At 74.7% G+C, this 15,964-nt stretch carries 18 protein-coding genes; 2 read left to right on the top strand and 16 right to left on the bottom strand.

Annotation, left to right across the window (positions count from 1 at the left end):
- Nucleotides 1–192 precede the first annotated feature (192 nt).
- From J5Y09_RS23575 to J5Y09_RS23600, 6 genes are read right to left on the bottom strand one after another with little or no spacing between them, the layout of a single operon-like run.
- Nucleotides 193–576: a DsrE family protein gene (locus J5Y09_RS23575; RefSeq protein WP_209354301.1), complete on the bottom strand. Its 384-nt coding sequence runs from the start codon at nucleotides 574–576 to the stop codon at nucleotides 193–195.
- Entirely contained in the window at nucleotides 573–1,001 is a 429-nt protein-coding gene (locus J5Y09_RS23580) for a hotdog family protein (RefSeq protein ID WP_209354302.1), read from the bottom strand. Before J5Y09_RS23580 ends, J5Y09_RS23575 begins: the two co-directional genes overlap by 4 nt.
- Nucleotides 998–1,786, bottom strand: coding sequence for a beta-ketoacyl synthase chain length factor (locus tag J5Y09_RS23585; RefSeq protein WP_209354303.1), 789 nt, complete (start codon nucleotides 1,784–1,786; stop codon nucleotides 998–1,000). Before J5Y09_RS23585 ends, J5Y09_RS23580 begins: the two co-directional genes overlap by 4 nt.
- Entirely contained in the window at nucleotides 1,783–2,967 is a 1,185-nt protein-coding gene (locus J5Y09_RS23590; RefSeq protein ID WP_209354316.1) for a beta-ketoacyl-ACP synthase, read from the bottom strand. Before J5Y09_RS23590 ends, J5Y09_RS23585 begins: the two co-directional genes overlap by 4 nt.
- A gap of 5 nt (nucleotides 2,968–2,972) precedes the next feature.
- A complete protein-coding gene (locus J5Y09_RS23595; RefSeq protein WP_209354304.1) occupies nucleotides 2,973–5,267 on the bottom strand; it encodes an MMPL family transporter in 2,295 nt (764 codons plus the stop codon).
- Nucleotides 5,264–5,842, bottom strand: coding sequence for a LolA-related protein (locus J5Y09_RS23600; RefSeq protein WP_209354305.1), 579 nt, complete (start codon nucleotides 5,840–5,842; stop codon nucleotides 5,264–5,266). Before J5Y09_RS23600 ends, J5Y09_RS23595 begins: the two co-directional genes overlap by 4 nt.
- Nucleotides 5,843–6,053: 211 nt before the next feature.
- Between J5Y09_RS23600 and J5Y09_RS23605 the strand changes: the two genes are divergently transcribed.
- On the top strand, nucleotides 6,054–6,305 hold the full coding sequence (locus tag J5Y09_RS23605; RefSeq protein WP_209354306.1) for a hypothetical protein: 252 nt from the start codon (nucleotides 6,054–6,056) through the stop codon (nucleotides 6,303–6,305).
- A gap of 15 nt (nucleotides 6,306–6,320) precedes the next feature.
- Here the strand turns inward: J5Y09_RS23605 and J5Y09_RS23610 are convergent, their stop codons facing one another.
- The 9 genes from J5Y09_RS23610 to J5Y09_RS23650 form a co-directional block, all read right to left on the bottom strand.
- Nucleotides 6,321–7,256, bottom strand: coding sequence for a lysophospholipid acyltransferase family protein (locus J5Y09_RS23610; RefSeq protein WP_209354307.1), 936 nt, complete (start codon nucleotides 7,254–7,256; stop codon nucleotides 6,321–6,323).
- Nucleotides 7,253–7,555: a 3-hydroxyacyl-ACP dehydratase FabZ family protein gene (locus J5Y09_RS23615; RefSeq protein WP_209354308.1), complete on the bottom strand. Its 303-nt coding sequence runs from the start codon at nucleotides 7,553–7,555 to the stop codon at nucleotides 7,253–7,255. The genes J5Y09_RS23610 and J5Y09_RS23615 overlap by 4 nt, the downstream gene beginning before the upstream one ends.
- A 42-nt stretch (nucleotides 7,556–7,597) precedes the next feature.
- The gene (locus J5Y09_RS23620; RefSeq protein ID WP_245217392.1) at nucleotides 7,598–8,674 is read right to left on the bottom strand and encodes a BMP family ABC transporter substrate-binding protein; all 1,077 of its coding nucleotides are present in this window, start codon (nucleotides 8,672–8,674) and stop codon (nucleotides 7,598–7,600) included.
- A 61-nt stretch (nucleotides 8,675–8,735) separates the two neighbouring features.
- Entirely contained in the window at nucleotides 8,736–9,653 is a 918-nt protein-coding gene (locus tag J5Y09_RS23625; protein WP_209354309.1) for an ABC transporter permease, read from the bottom strand.
- Nucleotides 9,650–10,723: an ABC transporter permease gene (locus J5Y09_RS23630; RefSeq protein WP_209354310.1), complete on the bottom strand. Its 1,074-nt coding sequence runs from the start codon at nucleotides 10,721–10,723 to the stop codon at nucleotides 9,650–9,652. The genes J5Y09_RS23625 and J5Y09_RS23630 overlap by 4 nt, the downstream gene beginning before the upstream one ends.
- Entirely contained in the window at nucleotides 10,723–12,252 is a 1,530-nt protein-coding gene (locus J5Y09_RS23635; RefSeq protein WP_342451538.1) for an ABC transporter ATP-binding protein, read from the bottom strand. The genes J5Y09_RS23630 and J5Y09_RS23635 overlap by 1 nt, the downstream gene beginning before the upstream one ends.
- Nucleotides 12,253–12,336: 84 nt before the next feature.
- Nucleotides 12,337–13,695, bottom strand: coding sequence for an AMP-binding protein (locus J5Y09_RS23640; protein ID WP_209354311.1), 1,359 nt, complete (start codon nucleotides 13,693–13,695; stop codon nucleotides 12,337–12,339).
- A complete protein-coding gene (locus J5Y09_RS23645; protein ID WP_209354312.1) occupies nucleotides 13,685–14,293 on the bottom strand; it encodes a COG4648 family protein in 609 nt (202 codons plus the stop codon). Before J5Y09_RS23645 ends, J5Y09_RS23640 begins: the two co-directional genes overlap by 11 nt.
- Before the next feature lie 5 nt (nucleotides 14,294–14,298).
- The gene (locus tag J5Y09_RS23650; RefSeq protein WP_209354313.1) at nucleotides 14,299–14,565 is read right to left on the bottom strand and encodes a phosphopantetheine-binding protein; all 267 of its coding nucleotides are present in this window, start codon (nucleotides 14,563–14,565) and stop codon (nucleotides 14,299–14,301) included.
- A 163-nt stretch (nucleotides 14,566–14,728) separates the two neighbouring features.
- Between J5Y09_RS23650 and J5Y09_RS23655 the strand changes: the two genes are divergently transcribed.
- Nucleotides 14,729–15,622 carry a DUF3473 domain-containing protein gene (locus J5Y09_RS23655; RefSeq protein WP_209354314.1) on the top strand — a complete coding sequence of 298 codons (894 nt, stop codon included), beginning with the start codon at nucleotides 14,729–14,731 and terminating at the stop codon, nucleotides 15,620–15,622.
- A gap of 7 nt (nucleotides 15,623–15,629) precedes the next feature.
- On the opposite strand, the gene J5Y09_RS23660 is transcribed toward J5Y09_RS23655, so the two are convergent.
- Nucleotides 15,630–15,964: hypothetical protein (locus J5Y09_RS23660; RefSeq protein ID WP_209354315.1), on the bottom strand; the 335-nt coding region annotated here is incomplete at its 5' end.

Consider the following 15,964-nt stretch of genomic DNA (forward strand, 5'->3'; position numbering starts at 1 on the left):
GGGGCGGCAGCCGGGGGCGCAGCCTGCGTCGGCGCGCCCGAACGCGGCTGCGGCGGCGGCAGGCTGCCCGGCGCGGACTGCCCCAGCGCGGGGCCCGCGGCGAGCAGCGCGACGAGCGCGACTCCGGAACGACGGGGACGGATCATGGCGACCTGTCTCCCCCTTCGCCCGAGGTCGGGTCAAGCATCGCCGCTAAAGCGTGACGATCGGGCCGTCGCCCACCGCGTCCAGGAAGGTCGCGATGCCCGCCACCTCCACCCCGGGGGCCAGCGCCATCCCCGCCAGCCCTTCGGCCTTCAGCCCGGCCTCGCAGGCGATGCGCCGCACGCCCATCTCGGCGCAGGCCGCCAGCAATGTGCCGATGCCGGCCACGCCGCGCCCGGCGATCGCCGCTTCCCGCGCATCGGCCAGCAGCGGGCAGGGCTCGGCGAGCAGCAGGCAGCCGAGGTTGGTCGCGAACAGCGTCACCTCCCGCCCCAGCGCCGCCGCGCCGGCGGCGACCACCAGTGCGTAGTGCGCGCGCGCATGCCCGCCCGATTCCAGCAGCACGCCGAGGCGCTTCGGGTGCGCGCTCATGCCAGCAGGATCGTCGCGCGGCCGGACAGCAGCGCGCGCCCGCCGCCCGTAACCTCGAAGCGGTAGATGAAGCCGCGGCTTTCCTGCGCCAGCGCCTCGGCCCGCACCGCCAGCGGCCCCGCGACGTCGTCCAGCCGCTCCGCCGCCATCTCCACCCCCGCCAGCGCGGCGAGGAAGCCCGGCCCCTGCGCGCCGCCTGACGTCAACGCGCCGTGCAGCGCCATCGCCTGCAGCGCGTATTCCAGCCCGCAGGCGGCCGGCAGCATGCCGTCGCGGCGCAGCGGATTGGCCGGGTCGCGATGGGTGCCGGACGTGCAGGCGATCGTGACGGCGTCGCAGGATTCCACCTGTTCGAGCAGGCACATGGCGCCCTGGTGCGGGACCAGCCGCGCGATGGCCGCGCGCGTCGCGGGCAGCGCGGTCACGGTGCCGCCTCGACCGCGAGGTGCGAATCCTCGAGCAGCGCCAGGCACAGCGACGCGGCCTGCCCGCGGGCGAGCGCGGCGAGAAGCGGCAGCGCGCGCGCCACCGGATTCGCGGCGCGCAGGGCGGCCATCGCCTCGGGCAGCGGCGGCTCCTCCGCCGTGCCGGCATGGTATGCAAGCCGCAGCAGCCCATGCGCACCGCGCTGCGGCGTCAGCACCAGGGCCGCGGCGAAGGGCGCCGCGGTCGCGCGCATCGCGTCGAGCGGCGGCGGCAGCGGCACGTCATGCGCGACGAAAAGCACCGGCGCGCCGCCCGCCACCACCTGCACCGCCGCCTGCATCAGCCCCGTGGCGAAGACCTGGTCATGCCCGCCGAGGCTGACGGACGGCCGCGACGATCCCACCGCGATCCCCCAATATCCGGCCGCGGCGTTGTGCACCGAATTGTGGAACTGGGTGGGGGAGATCGCGCCATCGGCCGCGTGCAGCGCCTCGAGGATGCCGGCGATCACCTGGCCCTCCCCGTTCGAGCTGGCGAAGACCGTGTCGAGTTCCTCGGGCGGGATGCCGCTCTCCTGCACCGCTTCCGTCGCGACGGCGATCGCGAGCCGCACGGAAGGCCCGGTGCGGCGGCGTTCCGTCGGCGGCAGCAGCGCGGGCGGGGGAATGGCCACCGGCGCGGGCTCGAAGGGCGCGGCGCCGGCCAGCGCGGCGCGCGCCGCGGCCCAGCCCGCGAAGCCCGGCCCGAGCAGGCCGATGCCCGCCACCCCGACCGACAGCGTCACGGCAGGCGCCCGATCACCAGCGCGCAATTGCTGCCGCCGAAGCCGAAGGAATTCGACAGCACGCGGTCGATCCGGGCGGCGCGGTTCGCCACCGCGATGCCGGATGCGAAGGCCGGGTCGGGGCGATCGACGCCGAGGCAGCCGGGCACCAGCCCGTCCTCGACGCAGATCGCCGCGATGGCGGCTTCCAGCGCGCCCGAGGCGCCGAGCGTATGCCCGCTCCATCCCTTGGTGGAGGAACAGGGCACGGCGGCGCCGAACAGGGCCGCGATGGCGCGGTCCTCCATCGCGTCGTTCGCCCGCGTGCCGGTGCCGTGCATGTTGACGTAGCCGATCGCCTCCGGCCGGAGCCCGGCGCTGTCGAGCGCCCCGCGCATCGCCGCGACCGCGCCATGCCCGTCCGGATGGGGAGAGGACATGTGGTGCCCGTCCGACGACGCGCCGGCGCCGAGCAGCCCGATCCCGCCCGCATCGCCCGGCCCGGCGCGTTCCAGCAGCGCGAAGGCCGCGGCCTCCCCGATGCTGATCCCGTCGCGGTCCTCGGCGCAGGGGCGCGTCGGGCCCTTCGCGAGCAGTTCGAGCGAGCCGAAGCCGTGCAGCGTCAGCCGGCAGAGCGTGTCCGCGCCCCCCACCACGGCGGCATCGACCAGCCCCGCCGCGATCATCGCCGCGGCGTCGAGGAAGGCGCGCGCGCCCGAGGTGCAGGCGGTGGAGATCGACACGCAGGGGCCGGACAGCCGCAGCCGCGCGCGCACGTAGCGCGGCAGCGCGTGCAGGTCGTGCGTGCGCTCGAAGTCGTAGGCCGGCAGCGCGCCGTCCGGCCCGCGCCGCGCCCAGGCGCGCTCCGTCTCCTCGATGCCGGAGGTGGAGGTGCCGAGCACCACGGCGATGCGCGCCGCGCCGTGCCGCGCCCGCGCCGCCTCCACCGCCGCCAGGAAGCCGTCCTGGCGCAGCGCGAGTTCGGCGAGGCGCGTGTTGCGGCAGGCGAAGGCCGCCAGCGGCGCGGGCGGTTCGACCGCCTCGGCGTCCCGCACCCGGCCGATCCAGACGCCGCCCGGCATGCCGGCCAGGTCGCAGGGCGCGAGGCCGCCGCGCCGGTCGCGCAGCGCCGCCGCCGTCGCCGCGCGCCCGGTGCCCATGGCCGAGGTCGCCGTGATGGCGCGGATGGCGAGCGGGAACATGCGGCTCACCTGGGCGCGTCCCGTCGCGGCGCCAGGGTGCAGGCGAGCAGGAAGGCGCTGGCGACGCCGAGGCAGACGGTCAGCCCCGTCGCGTGCAGCACGGGCGTGCGGCAAAGCGCGAGCAGGCCGAAGGTCAGCAGCGTGGTGAGCATGCAGGTGAGGATGGAACCGAGCGCGCGGGCCGCATCGTCCGTGCCTTCCTCCACCCCGGAACGCGACATGAACAAGGCATAGTCCAGCCCGACGCCGGCCAGCAAGAGCGCCGCGGTCAGGTGGAACACGGTGATTCGTTCGCCCATCGCAGCAAGCGCGGCGAAGGTCAGCAGCAGCGCGCCGGCGAGCGCGGCCGCGATGCGCAGCCCGCCCATGAGGCCACGCCCGGCGCCGAGCAGCAGCAGCACGAGCGCGCCGCCCACCGCCCCCCAACGCAGCGCCGTCGCGATCCCGTCCGCGAGCAATGCCTCGGTCTCCGCCTTGATGTCGACCACCATCAGCCCCGGCACGGTCGCGGCGGCGGCGCGCAGCGCGGCTGGGTCGATGGCCTCGGCCGGCAGCAGCAGGGCGCGCCAGCCCTCGCCATCCCGCCGCAGCAGCGGCGCCAGGCGCGCGGCGAGCAGCGGCGTGGCGGCGAGGTCGGCCGGCGCCAGCGGCGCGTGGGCGCGGGCCTCCGCCACCTCGCGCAGGAAGGGGTCGAAGGCGGTCGCGCGGAAGGGCAGGCCGTCGCGCGCGGCGGCGAGGCGGGCGGCGAGCGTCGCATCGTCCGGCAGCGCGGCGAGGCGCGCGCGCTGCGTCGCGGCACTCGGCAGCCAGCGCGCGGGGTGGTCGATGGCACCCGCGATGCCGGCCGCGCGCAGCGCCGCCACCGCGCGTTCGGCCGCCTGCAGCGCCGCCTCGGCATCCGGCGCCGCCAGCGCCAGCACGGTGCGGACATCCGGCGCGCCGACCTGCGCGCGCAATTGGCCATCCAGCATCCGCACCGGTTCCGGCACCGGGCTCAGCGCGGCGAGGTCGCGTTCCAGCCGCGGCCCGCCGGTGGCCACGAGCGCCGCGGCGACCAGCACCAGCGCGCCGAGCACGAGGCCGCGCCGCGCCGGCAGGCGCAGCAGCGCATGCGCCAGCCGCTCCGGCAGCGGGCGGACCGCGAGGCCTTCGGGCAGCAGCGCCGGCAGCGCGAAGCGCGTCGCGAGCGCGGCGCCGACCAGCCCCGTCGCGGCGAACAGGCCAAGCTGCGCGAGGCCCGGAAAGCCCGAGGCCAGCATCGGCAGGAGCCCCGCGACCGCCGCGGCGACCGCCAGGCGCAGCGTGGGCCAGAGCCGCCGCGCCGCGTCGCGCAGGCTCTCCCCCGGCGCGCGGTTGGTCACCAGCAGGATCGGATAGTCGTCGGCGACGCCGAGCATCGTCATCCCGAAGCCGAGCGCTGCGCCATGCACATGGCCGAACACGGCATCCACGACGATCAGCCCGGCCAGCGTGCCGACCGCCAGCGGCAGGGCGACCACCGCGAGCATCAGCGGGGAACGGTAGCGCCAGAACAGGAAGGCGCCGACCAGAAGGAAGGACAGCGTCGAGACGAGCTTCACATCCGCCCGCACCGTCGCCGCCGCCTCCGCCGCGAAGATGCCGGGGCCGGAGAGCAGCAGACGCGCGCCGTCGGGTGGCGCGGCGGCGGCGAAGGCGGCGCGCACCGCATCGGCCGTCGCGCCCTGCGCATCCGTGTCCAGCCCCGCCGCGCGGGATTGCAGCAGGATGAGCGCGCGCGGGCCGTCCGCCATCCACACGCCATGCGCGGTGCGCACCGCGGCGCCGTCCGCCCAGCCGCGCAGCAGGCCAAGGAAGGCGCCGGTCGGGTCGGCGAAGGCGAAGCGGCGGACCAGCGGTTCGGCCGAGGAGCGCAGCCCGTCCAGCACGCCTTCCAGCGCCGCGCGCAGCGCCGGCTCGGTGAAGGCATCCGCGGCGGGGGACAGGGCGTAGCGGTGGGCCATCAGGAGCGCCACCTCCTCCTCCGCCAGGCGCGGCGCGCCGTTCGCGACCAGCGTGAAGCGCGCATCGGCGGCGAGCGCGTCCCCCATGGCGCGCGACACGCGCGCGAGGTCTTCCGCCGCCGCGCCCTCGATCCCCGCGATCAGCAGCGTGGTCGCCGCACCGGAGCGCAGCTCGCCGAGCAGGAAGGCCGCTTCGGGCGTGGCCGGCGCGGGGAGGAAGTCGGCGATGTCCCCGCGCAGCGTCACGAGGCGGGAGGCGCCGGCGAAGGCCGCGGCGAGCAGCGCGAGCGCCAGCAGCAGCGGGAGGAGGCGCCTCATCGCGCCGGGCTGATGCGCATGCTGCCGCGCCCGTCCCGCCCCTGGGTTTCCACCAGCAGGATCGCCGCGCCTTCGCCTTCCAGCACGATGCGCTGCACCGCGGCGCGCACGCGGGGGGAGAGCGGCGTCAGCTCGATCCGCCAGCGCGCCGGCCCGCCGCTCGCCGCGACGCGATGATGCGCGCGCAGCGTCGCCGCATCCCCGGCCAGCGTCGCGCGCACGGCCTCGACCAGCGGGCGGATCTCGGGCGCGGCATCGAGCGCGACCTGGCGGCGTTCCCCGCGGCGTTCGATCGTCAGCACCTCGCCTTCCAGCAGGAAGCGTTCCTCCACGGGCTCGATGGTGTGCTTTTCCAGCCGGTCCGGCGCGCGCCAGGCGAGCAGGCCGCGCGAGAGCAAGGGTCGCTCGAGTTCCGGCAGCTCCTTCTCCTCGACGAAGGTGGCGCGGCTTTCGCGCACGGCGGCGAGCGGCGCCAGGATGGCGGCCAGCGGATCCGGCGCCTGGGCCGCGAGGCCGAGGAGCAGAAGGCGGCGCGGCAGGCGCGGCGCGGCGCCGGTCTCATCGGGAAGCGGCATGGAAGGCCTGTCTGCCCCAGCGGGCGCGTCGATGGCAACGCGACGGGGGGCGCGGCGCGCGCCGACGGCCCGGACGGCCCCCGGCAACCTGCATGTCTGGCCACAGAATTATGCACGCCGTGCATTGGTATTTGATGTGTATCTGAATTCTATCGACCATAAGATTTTTTGAATGCGACATCATATGAAATACCCAGGACTAACCGTTACGATGAACCATGGTTTGGTTGAAATGACCTATGGATCCCGTACGGCGCGTATCAGCAGCGATATCTGGCCCCCGGCATGGAATATTGATGCGCTTGATCCGGAAGTGGCGCGGGGCATCGTGAATTGGTTCCGGGCGACGGATGAATCGCCCCGGCAGGTCGTGACGCCCATCGAGATCGTCCTGCAGATGGTGCTGAGCTACCTGAACATCGACACGGCCCTGCACCGCGCTCCGGCGCAAGAACGAGGCTGACCGCGGCGGACAGGGTCAGGCTTCGCCACCCGATCCCGCGCCGCCTTCCGGCGCTTCGTCCCAGAAATCGAAGAAGTTGAACCAGTTGTACGGATGGTCGCGGCAGACCTCGCCGAGCCGCGCGGCGTAGCGCGCCGTCCAGTCGCGCAGCGCGGCCTCGCGATCCGCCCGCGGCAGGGCGACCGCGCCGGCGAAGGGTTCGAAGCGCAGGACATAGCGCCTGGGGCCGAGCCACAGCCCGAAGCCGAGCACGACCGGCGCCTTCAGCACCGCGGCCAGCGCCATGGGCCCGCCGGGGAAGGACGCCTCCGCCCCCAGGAAGGGCACGCGCAGCATCCTCTCCCCCCGCGCCGCGCGGTCGGCGAGCAGGCCGATGACGCCGCCGCGCTCCAGCACCTCGCTCGCCGCCAGCATCGAATCCGGCCGGCCGAGTGGGATGACCGCGGCGGCGCGGGTCGGGTCGAGGCTGTCGAACAGCGCGTCGGAAGCGCCGCCCCGATCGGTGTGCATCAGCATTCGCACCTCGACCGGCGCGCCGGCGCCGCCGATGGCCCGAAGCGCCTCGAAGGACCCCATATGGGCGCCGAGCAGCACCAGCCCCTGCCCGCGCACCGCGGCATCGCGCAGCGTGTCGAGCCCCGTGACCTGGACGTCGTAGCCCCCGGTCCGCCCCGTCAGCAGGAAGACGCGGTCGAGCATGGTGGAGGCGAAGCAGAAATACAGCCGCCACAGGTCCCGCCACCGCGCCTCGCGGCCAAGCGCGCGCGTGAGGTAGCGCCTCGCCGCGCGCTTCTGCGCGGCGGGGGAGGTGGCCAGGTAGAACAACGTGATCGGATGCAGCAGCGCATGGCCGACATGCCAGCCGAGGCCGAGCGCGATCCGCGCCATCAGCCGCAGGACAAGCTGGCTGCCGCGCTCGGGCGTGCGCGCCCAGGCGGCGGTGGCGGTCATGCGGGGAAGCGCGCCTCGCCCGAGGCGACCACGCGGTCCCCGACATGGCAGGCGAAGGCGAGGCGTCCGCCATCGGAAAGGGTCAGCACCATCCGCACCGCTTCCCCAGGCAGGACCGGCGCGGCGAACTTCGCGCGCGGCAGGCCGGCGGGCGGGCCGAGCGCGAAGGCCCCCCGCGCCGCGGCGATGACGGCATCGAGCAGCAGCACGCCCGGCACGACCGGCCGGCCCGGGAAATGGCCGGGCAGGCTCGGATGGTCGGGCGGGATGCTGACGATGGCCTCGTGCCGGGCGGACATGGGCCGCGCTTCAGCACGGCCGGCGCCCGCCCGGCAAGGGCCTTACGGCATCGCGACGTCGATGCCGCGGTAGAAGTAGTTCTGCGCGCGGATCTGGTCGTCCGTCAGCCGCTGGCCGGCGGGGATCACCTCGGTGCCGTCCTGGCGGACGATCGGGCCCTCGAAGGGATGCAGGGTGCCGGCGGCGATGGCGTCGCGGATGCGCTCGGCCTCGGCGGTTTCCTCCGGCGACATGTTGGTGAACGGGACCAGCCGGAACATGCCCGAGTTCAGCCCGCCCCAGACATCGCCCGGCCGCCAGGTGCCGTCGAGCATCGCGCGGGCGCGCTCGACATAGTAGTCGCCCCAGTTGTTGACGTTGCTGGTCAGATGCGCGCGTGGCGCGAAGCGCGTCATGTCCGAGGCCTGGCCGAAGCCGAAGACGCCGCGCTCGTTCGCGAGCTGCAGCGGCGCGGGGCTGTCGGTGTGCTGGCAGATGACGTCGCAGCCCTGGTCGATCAGCGCGCGCGCCGCATCGGCCTCGCGCGCCGGGTTGAACCAGGCGGAGACCCAGACGACGCGGATCTTCATCTGCGGATCCACCGACCAGGCGCCGCGCATCACGGTGTTGATGGCGTGGATCACTTCCGGCACGGGGAAGGAGGCGATGTAGCCGATGGTCTTCGAGCGCGACTTGCGCGCCGCGATCACGCCCTGGACGTAGCGCCCTTCGTAGAAGCGGGCGTTGTACAGCGACAGGTTCGGCAGCGTGCTGGTGCCCGTCGCGTTCTCGAACATCACGTTGGGCAGCGTCGGCGCGACGCGCACCGTCGGCTGGAAATAGGAGAAGGACGTCGTGAAGATCAGCCGCGAGCCGGTGCGCGCGAGCTGGTTCGCCACGCGGTCGAAATCGGGCGGGGCGACGCTTTCGACCTGCGTCGCGGTCACGCGGTCGCCCAGCACCTCGAGCATCCGGCGGCGGCCGACATCGTGCATGGTGGACCAGCCGAAATCGCCCACCGGGCCGATCAGGATGAAGCCGACATTGAGCCGCGACTGCGCCTGGGCGGCGGCGGGCAGCGCGGCGGCGCCGGCGAGCGCGGCCGCGCCCTGCATGGTCCGGCGGCGGGTGATGGTCATGGGATGAAGCCTCCTTCTGGTGGGATTGCGATGGTCGAGATGCCCCCGCGCATGGCCTGGATCAACGGTCCGGCACGAAGGGCGTGCCGAGCGCGGCGGGCGCGGCGCTGCCGCCGCCCCGCGCGCGCATGATCAGCACCAGCGCCAGGATGGTGATGAGATAGGGGAGTGCGGCCATCGCCTGCGGCGGCACCGGGACGCCCGCGCCCTGCGCGTGCAGCTGCAGGATGGTCACGCCGCCGAACAGGTAGGCCCCCGCCACGGCACGCCAGGGCAGCCACGATGCGAAGACGACGATGGCGAGCGCGATCCAGCCGCGCCCGCTCGTCATGCCGCTGGTCCAGAAGGGCGTCAGCACGAGCGAGAGATAGGCCCCCGCCAGCCCCGCGCAGGCGCCGCCGAACAGCAGCGCGAGGAAGCGGATGCGCAGCACCTTGAAGCCCAGCGCATGCGCCGCCGCCGCGCTCTCCCCGCAGGCGCGCAGCACCAGCCCCGCCCGAGTCCGGCCGAGGAACCAAGCGACGCCGACGACAAGGGCGAAGGAGGCGTAGACGAAGGGATCCTGCCGGAACAGCACCGGGCCCAGGAAGGGAATGTCCGACAGGAACGGCACCGCGATCTTGCCGATCCCGTCCCGCGGCACGCCGACGAAGGGTGCGCCCACCACGCCCGACAGCCCGAGCCCGAAGATCGCCAGCGCCAGCCCCGCCGCCACCTGGTTGGTGGCCAGCCCCAGCACCAGCAGCCCGAAGATCGCGGCCAGCGCCATGCCCGCGAGGATCGCGGCCGCGACGCCCGCCGCGCTCGACCCGGTGGTGATGGCGACGGCGATGCCGGCCGCCGCCCCCATGATCATCATCCCCTCGACGCCGAGGTTCAGCACGCCCGCGCGTTCGGCGACCAGTTCCCCGATCGCGGCGATGAGCAGCGGGGTGGAGGCGGTGATGACCGTCAGCAGGATGGCTTCGAGCAGCGTCATGCCGCCGCGCTCCGCAGCAGCCGCACGCGGTAGAGCAGCAGCGTGTCGCAGGCGAGCACGTAGAACAGCAGCAGGCCCTGGAAGACGCGCGTGGCGTCCAGCGGCAGGCGCAGCATGATCTGCGCGTTCTCCCCGCCGATGAAGGTGACGGCCAGGAACACGCCCGCGACCAGGCAGCCCATCGGGTTCAGCCGGCCGAGGAAGGCCACGATGATGGCGGTGAAGCCGTAGCCGGGCGAAAGCCCCGGCTGCAATTGCCGCAGCGTGCCCGCGACCTCCATGATCCCCGCCAGCCCGGCGAGTGCGCCCGAGAAGGCGAAGACCGCCCAGGTCACGTGCTTCGCGTCGAAGCCGGCGAAGCGCGCGGCGCGCGGGGCTTCGCCGACCAGCCGGATCTCGAACCCCTTCAGCGTGCGCGCGGCGACCAGCGCCGCGGCGGCGACGACCAGCAGCGTCAGCGGCGTGCCGAGATTGACCCGCCCGCCCTCGGCCAGCAGCGGCAGCGTCGCGGCGGGGGAGAAGGTGACGGTCTGCGGCATGTTGAAGCCGGCGGGGTCGCGCCACGGCCCGCGCACCAGCCAGTCGAGCAGCAGTTCGGCGACATAGACCAGCATGAGGCTGGTCAGGATCTCGCTCGCCCCGAAGCGCGTGCGCAGCAGCGCCGGGATCAGCGCGAACAGCGCCCCGCCGAGCGCCCCGGCCGCGAGCATCGCCGGCAACAGCCACGGCCCCTGCGCCCCGCCATGCGTCGCGACGGCGAGCCAGGCGCCGCCCAGCGCGCCCACCAGGAACTGCCCCTCCGCGCCGATGTTCCACACCCCGGCGCGGTAGCAGAAAGCGAGCCCGACAGAGATCAGCACCAACGGCGTCGCCTTCACGGCGACTTCCTGCAGCCCCCAGGAATCCGACAGCGGCAGGACGAAATAGGCATGCAGCGCGACCAGCGGGTCGGCGCCAAGTGCGGCGAACATCACCGACGCGGAGACCAGCGCCAGGGCGACCGCCAGGAGCGGGGAGAGCAGCCGCAGCGCGAGCCCGGTCTCGGCGCGCTGTTCCAGCACCAGGCGCATCAGGCGGCCTCCGCCGGCGTGGCGCCGCCCATCAGCAGGCCGATCTCCTCGCGCGTCGTCCAGCCGGTCGGCAGGGCGGCGGACAGGCGGCCATGGAAGATCACCGCGACGCGGTCCGTGATCTCCAGCAATTCATCCAGGTCCTGGCTGATCACGAGCACCGCCGCGCCGCCGCGCGCGAGGTCGAGGATCGCCTGGCGGATCACCTGCGCCGCGCCCGCATCCACGCCCCAGGTCGGCTGGCAGACCACCAGCAGGCGCGGGCCGCGCAGGATTTCCCGCCCCACCACGAATTTCTGCAGATTGCCCCCCGACAGCGCCCGCGCCTCCGGGTCGCGCGGGCCCTTGCGGACATCGAAAGCGGCGGTGACGCGGTCCACCACGCCGAGCAGGCGGGACCGGCGGATGAAGCCGGCCGGCGCGAAGCCCTCGGTCGCATGGCCGGCGAGCAGCGCGTTCTCGGACAGCCGGAAGCGCGGCGCGGCGGCATGGCCGAGCCGCTCCTCCGGCACGAAGGCCGCACCACGCCGGCGCCGCGCCGAAATGTCCTCCCGCCCCACCGCCGCGCCATCGAGGATGATGCGGTCGGCCGCCGGCGCGATGCGTTCGCCGGACAGCGCGGCGAACAGCGCGTCCTGCCCGTTGCCGGCAACGCCGGCGATGCCGAGCACCTCCCCCGCGCGGAGCTCCAGCGAGACATCCTGCAGCCCAACGCCATGCGGCTCGTCCGGCGGCAGGCTAAGCGCATGGACGGAAAGCCGCACCGGCCCGGCATCGTCGCCGCCCTCCGCGCGCCGCGCCGCGCCGACTTCCGCGCCGACCATCATGCGCGCGAGGCTGGCCGCGCTTTCCGCGCGCGGGTCGCAGGCCGCGACCACGCGGCCGCCACGCAGGATCGTCGCCGCCTCGCACAGCCGGCGCACTTCCTCGAGCTTGTGGGAGATGTAGAGCACCGCGCGCCCTTCCGTGCGCAGCCGGTCGAGCGTGCCGAACAGCCCCTCCGCCTCCTGCGGCGTCAGCACCGAGGTCGGCTCGTCGAGGATGATCAGCCGCGGGTCCTGCATCAGGCAGCGCACGATCTCGACGCGCTGGCGCTCGCCCACCGACAGCCGCCAGATCTCCCGGCCCGGCTCCAGCGGCAGGCCATAGGCGCGGGAGACGGCGGCGAGGCGCTCGGCCACGCGCGGCAGCGGTTCCGGCACATCGAGCGCGAGCGCGACGTTCTCCGCGACGCTCATCGCCTCGAACAGGGAGAAGTGCTGGAACACCATGCCGATGCCGAGCGCGCGGGCGGCGCGCGGGTCGGGCAGCGCCGCCGGCGCGCCGCGCCAATACACCTCCCCCGCATCCGGCTGCAGCAGGCCATACAACATCTTCACGAGCGTGGACTTGCCGGCGCCGTTCTCGCCGAGCAGCGCATGCGCCTCGCCCGCCCTCACCGCGAGGTCGACGGCATCGTTGGCGACCAGCGCGCCGAAGCGGCGGGTGAGGCGGCGCGCCTCCAGCAGGGGGGTCTCGGCGGGCAGGATGGGGGCACTCCCGGACGGCGAAAGGACGAAGCCGCGCGCCCGGCTGTCCCGCCGGGGCCTGATGCCGCCTCCCGGGCGGGCTACCTAGGGTTCCGCATCGCCGATGTGAAGGGCATCCGTTGCAGGTTCGCGCCGACGCCAGGCAAGTTCGACGATGCGCGCGCGGTTCACCTTGCCCAGCGCGTCGCGCGGCAGGGCATCCAGCAGCACCACGGGGCGCGGCAGGAAGGCGGGCTCCACCTTGTCGCGCAACGTCGCGACGATCTCCTCCGCGCTCCGCCCGGGTGCCACCACCGCCGCCGCAAGGCGGGCGCGCGGATTGCGGTCGATGTCGTCGGGGGCGAGGAACAGCCCGTCCTCCACGCCCTCGATCGTGGTCAGGATGCGCGTGAGGCCGGCCAGCGAGGCACGCTTGCCGGCGAGCTTCACCATGTCCCCCCGCCGGCCGAGCAGGCGGAAGCGGCCTTCCCCGCACCATTCGAGCGTGTCCGCCAGCGGCACGGGCAAGGCGAGGCCGGGCACCGCGACCTCCGCCCCCGCCTCGGCGATCGTGAAGCGCATGCCGGGATAGGGGTCCCAGGCCTCGCCATCGAGGGTGCGGCGGGAGGCGACGGACCCTGCCTCCGTCGCGCCGTAGATCTCCAGCACCGGCGCGCCGAAGGTCTCCTCGGCCGCCGCGGCGAGGCTTTCGGCCAGCGGCGCGGTGGCGGAGACGATGCCGGCGAGCGGCGGCAGCGGCACCCCGGCGCCGAGCAGCGCGCGCAACTGCAGCGGCGTCGTCACCAACAGGCGCGGCGCCGGCAGGGCGGCCAGCGCCTCCTGGATGTCGGAAGGGTAGAAGACCGGCCCCGCATGGGCCGCGCCGGCGGCGACGAGCGGCAGCATCAGCGTCGTCTCGAAGCCGTACATGTGCTGCGCGGGAATGGTGCCGACGATGCTCGTGCCGGGTGCGACGGCGAAGCGTTCGGCGGCGGCGCGGGCGCCGGCGACCAGCGCGCCCCAGGGCTTGGCGTGCGGCCGTGGTTCCCCCGTGCTGCCGGAGGTGAAGGCGATGGCGGCTATCGCCGCGGCGGGAATGGCCGGGTTGGCGCCGTCCCCGGCGGGTTCGACCGCGGGGCGCAGCACCGGCAGCGGCAGCGCCGCATCGGTGTCCGACAGCGCGTAGCGCGCCCCGTGCAGCCGCGCGATGTCGGCAAGCCGCGGCGCGGACCGATCCGCCGAGAGCAGCGTCACCTGCCCGCGCGACAGCGCCGCGGCGAAGCCGACCAGGGCGAGGTAGCGGTCGGCGCAGAAATTCAGCACCGGGCCTTCATCCGGCAGGCGCGCGGCCAGCGCCGCGACCTCGGCCAGGAAGCGCGCGGCGGTCACGGGCGTCGCGCCGCGGCGGAAGATCACCTCCCCCAGCGCGCGGCCCGTCAGCGGCAGGGTCGCGTCAGCCGGCATGGGGTTGCTGCACATCGGCGCGCCAGATGGCGCGCAGCGTCCGCCAGGGATGCGCCGGGCCGAGATGGCCGAAGCGCGCCGCGCGCACCGCGTGTTCGCCCAGGAAGAACAGCAGCGGCAGCACGACATTGGCGACGGCCGAAGGCCCCGGCGGCGGCCCGAAGCCCGCCAGCGTCGCCACGTTCACGGCCGAGAAGGCGAGGAAGAACCAAGTCCAGAGCATGGTCAGGGACCGCGTGTAGCCCACCAGTTCGGTCGGCATGTGGCCGAAATCGGCGCGCGTGTAGCGCGCGATCAGCGGTTCCCGCCCGGGGCGCAGCGTCGCGCCGAAATGCCAGGCGAGCATCAGATTGCCCGCCAGCGGCAGCGCTTCGAGCATGAAGCGCGTCGCGCCCGGCAGCGCGGCGAGCAGCGCTGTCGTCGCGCCGGCCAGCGCCGCGCCGGCCAGGATCGGCAGGGCGCGCGGGGAAGGCACGAGCCAGGAGGCGACCGTCGCGACCGCCAGCGCCGCCGTCGCGCCCTCGGCCCCCATGGCCTTCGCGCCGAGGCACGCCGCCGACAGCGTGAGGGAGATCGCCAGGCGCGGCGCCGGGCGCATCGGGGTCAGGCCGTCCGCTGCTTCTCGATATGCGCGGCCAGCGCGCGGAGGGAGGCGAAGATGCGGTGGTTCCGCTCGTCGTCCGACCGCAGCTGGAAACCGTAGCGCTTGGACACGGCGAGCGCGATCTCCAGCGCGTCGATGGAATCGAGCCCGAGCCCTTCGCCGAACAACGGCGCCTCCGGGTCAATGTCCTCCGGTGCCGCTTCCAGGTGCAGCGCCTCCACGATCAGCCGCGCCAACTCCGCTTCCAAGGAGAGGGTGGTGCTCAAACTCGGTCTCCCGCAGCGCTCCGTCGTCCAGTGCCCCGGGGTCGCCCGCGCCCGGCCGGACGATCCGGCCTTGACGTCGGGCGCCCGACTGGCGACCTCAGCCGCAATGTCGCCCGCCCCCGGATCACGAACCTATCAACGCCCAGGCGGCGGAACAAGCGCGGTGGCCCGCGCGGCGCGGCGTTTCGCGCCGCTGCCCGGCCTGTTCACCTTCACCGTGGACGTGGAACCGCACGGCGCCGACCGGGCCGGCGGGGAAACGCGGCGCCTGCTGGCCCTTCTCGCCGAGGCCGGCGCGCACGGCACATTCTTCGTGCTGGACGAGGTCGCGCGCACCGATCCCGGCCTGGTGAAGGATATCGCGCGGGCGGGGCACGAGGTCGCCTCCCACGGCCATGCCCATCGGCACCTCGCGGAGGAAGGCCCGGCGCGCTTCCGCGCCGGCATGGTCGTGGCGCGGGACCGGCTCGGCCAGCTGACCGGGGCGGCGCCGGTCGGCTTCCGCGCACCCTATTTCTCCCTTACCCCCGCCGCCGCCTGGGCGCCGGAGGTGCTGGCAGAGCTCGGCTTCGCCTATTCCAGCTCGGTCCTGCCGGCCTGGAATCCGCTCGCCGGCTGGCCGGGCGCGCCGCGGCAACCCTTCCGCTGGCCCTGCGGGCTTCTGGAACTGCCGGTGCCGGTGGCGCGCTTCGGGCCCTGGCACCTGCCCTTCCTCGGCGGGATGTACCTGCGCTGGCTGCCGCCCTGGCGGCTGCGGTCGCTGGTGCGGCGCTGGGCGGCGGACCAGCGCGGGGCGGAAGGCGCGCTCTGGTCGTACTGCCACCCCTACGACCTGGACGAGGCCGCGGCGCTGGAACGGCGCGCGGATGCCAGCCGGCTGGCGAGCCTGATGCTGTGGCTGAACCGCGGGCCGACGCTGCCGCGCCTGTCGGGGCTGCTCGCCGGCCGCCGGTCCGAAAGCTTCGCCGCGCGGCTGCCCGGGCTCGCGGCCGGCGCGCCGGTCTTCGCGCCGCCGGTCGCCCCCGGCCTCGGCACGGCGGCCGCGCCGGCGGAATAGGATCGCCCTACCCCCGCCGGCAGAGCCGCGCCTCGGCTTCCGCCAGCGCGCGCGGCAGGTCGGCGCCGGGCAACGGCATCTCCCGCGGCCCGTCTTCACGCAGACGGTCCGCCATGCACAGGCACAGCCCCGCCACGCGCCGCAGCGGCCAGTCCGGCGCTTCCCCCAAACGATCGAGCAGGCCGCTCGTGCAACGCCAGCGGAACATTGCGTCCCCGAAGGGCGTGGCGATCGCGGCGGCGGCGGCCGAGGGCGCGGGCGGGGAGGCGGCCGGGCGCGGCTCGGCCGGCGGCGCCGCAGGCCGCGCCGCGGCGGCAGCGGCCGCGGGCCGTGGCTGCGGGC

The sequence above is a fragment of the Roseomonas nitratireducens genome, assembly GCF_017813355.1.
Taxonomy (GTDB): Bacteria; Pseudomonadota; Alphaproteobacteria; order Acetobacterales; family Acetobacteraceae; genus Neoroseomonas; species Neoroseomonas nitratireducens.

What these genes read in the sequence shown, in the direction of transcription:
- J5Y09_RS23605 (WP_209354306.1), top strand. Translation starts at nt 6,054, where the DNA reads ATGAACCATGGTTTGGTTGAAATGACCTATGGATCCCGTACGGCGCGT.
- J5Y09_RS23575 (WP_209354301.1), bottom strand. Translation starts at nt 576, where the DNA reads ATGAGCGCGCACCCGAAGCGCCTCGGCGTGCTGCTGGAATCGGGCGGG.
- J5Y09_RS23620 (WP_245217392.1), bottom strand. Translation starts at nt 8,674, where the DNA reads ATGACCATCACCCGCCGCCGGACCATGCAGGGCGCGGCCGCGCTCGCC.
- J5Y09_RS23640 (WP_209354311.1), bottom strand. Translation starts at nt 13,695, where the DNA reads ATGCCGGCTGACGCGACCCTGCCGCTGACGGGCCGCGCGCTGGGGGAG.
- J5Y09_RS23590 (WP_209354316.1), bottom strand. Translation starts at nt 2,967, where the DNA reads ATGTTCCCGCTCGCCATCCGCGCCATCACGGCGACCTCGGCCATGGGC.
- J5Y09_RS23615 (WP_209354308.1), bottom strand. Translation starts at nt 7,555, where the DNA reads ATGTCCGCCCGGCACGAGGCCATCGTCAGCATCCCGCCCGACCATCCG.
- J5Y09_RS23625 (WP_209354309.1), bottom strand. Translation starts at nt 9,653, where the DNA reads ATGACGCTGCTCGAAGCCATCCTGCTGACGGTCATCACCGCCTCCACC.
- J5Y09_RS23595 (WP_209354304.1), bottom strand. Translation starts at nt 5,267, where the DNA reads ATGAGGCGCCTCCTCCCGCTGCTGCTGGCGCTCGCGCTGCTCGCCGCG.
- J5Y09_RS23610 (WP_209354307.1), bottom strand. Translation starts at nt 7,256, where the DNA reads ATGACCGCCACCGCCGCCTGGGCGCGCACGCCCGAGCGCGGCAGCCAG.
- J5Y09_RS23600 (WP_209354305.1), bottom strand. Translation starts at nt 5,842, where the DNA reads ATGCCGCTTCCCGATGAGACCGGCGCCGCGCCGCGCCTGCCGCGCCGC.
- J5Y09_RS23645 (WP_209354312.1), bottom strand. Translation starts at nt 14,293, where the DNA reads ATGCGCCCGGCGCCGCGCCTGGCGATCTCCCTCACGCTGTCGGCGGCG.
- J5Y09_RS23630 (WP_209354310.1), bottom strand. Translation starts at nt 10,723, where the DNA reads ATGCGCCTGGTGCTGGAACAGCGCGCCGAGACCGGGCTCGCGCTGCGG.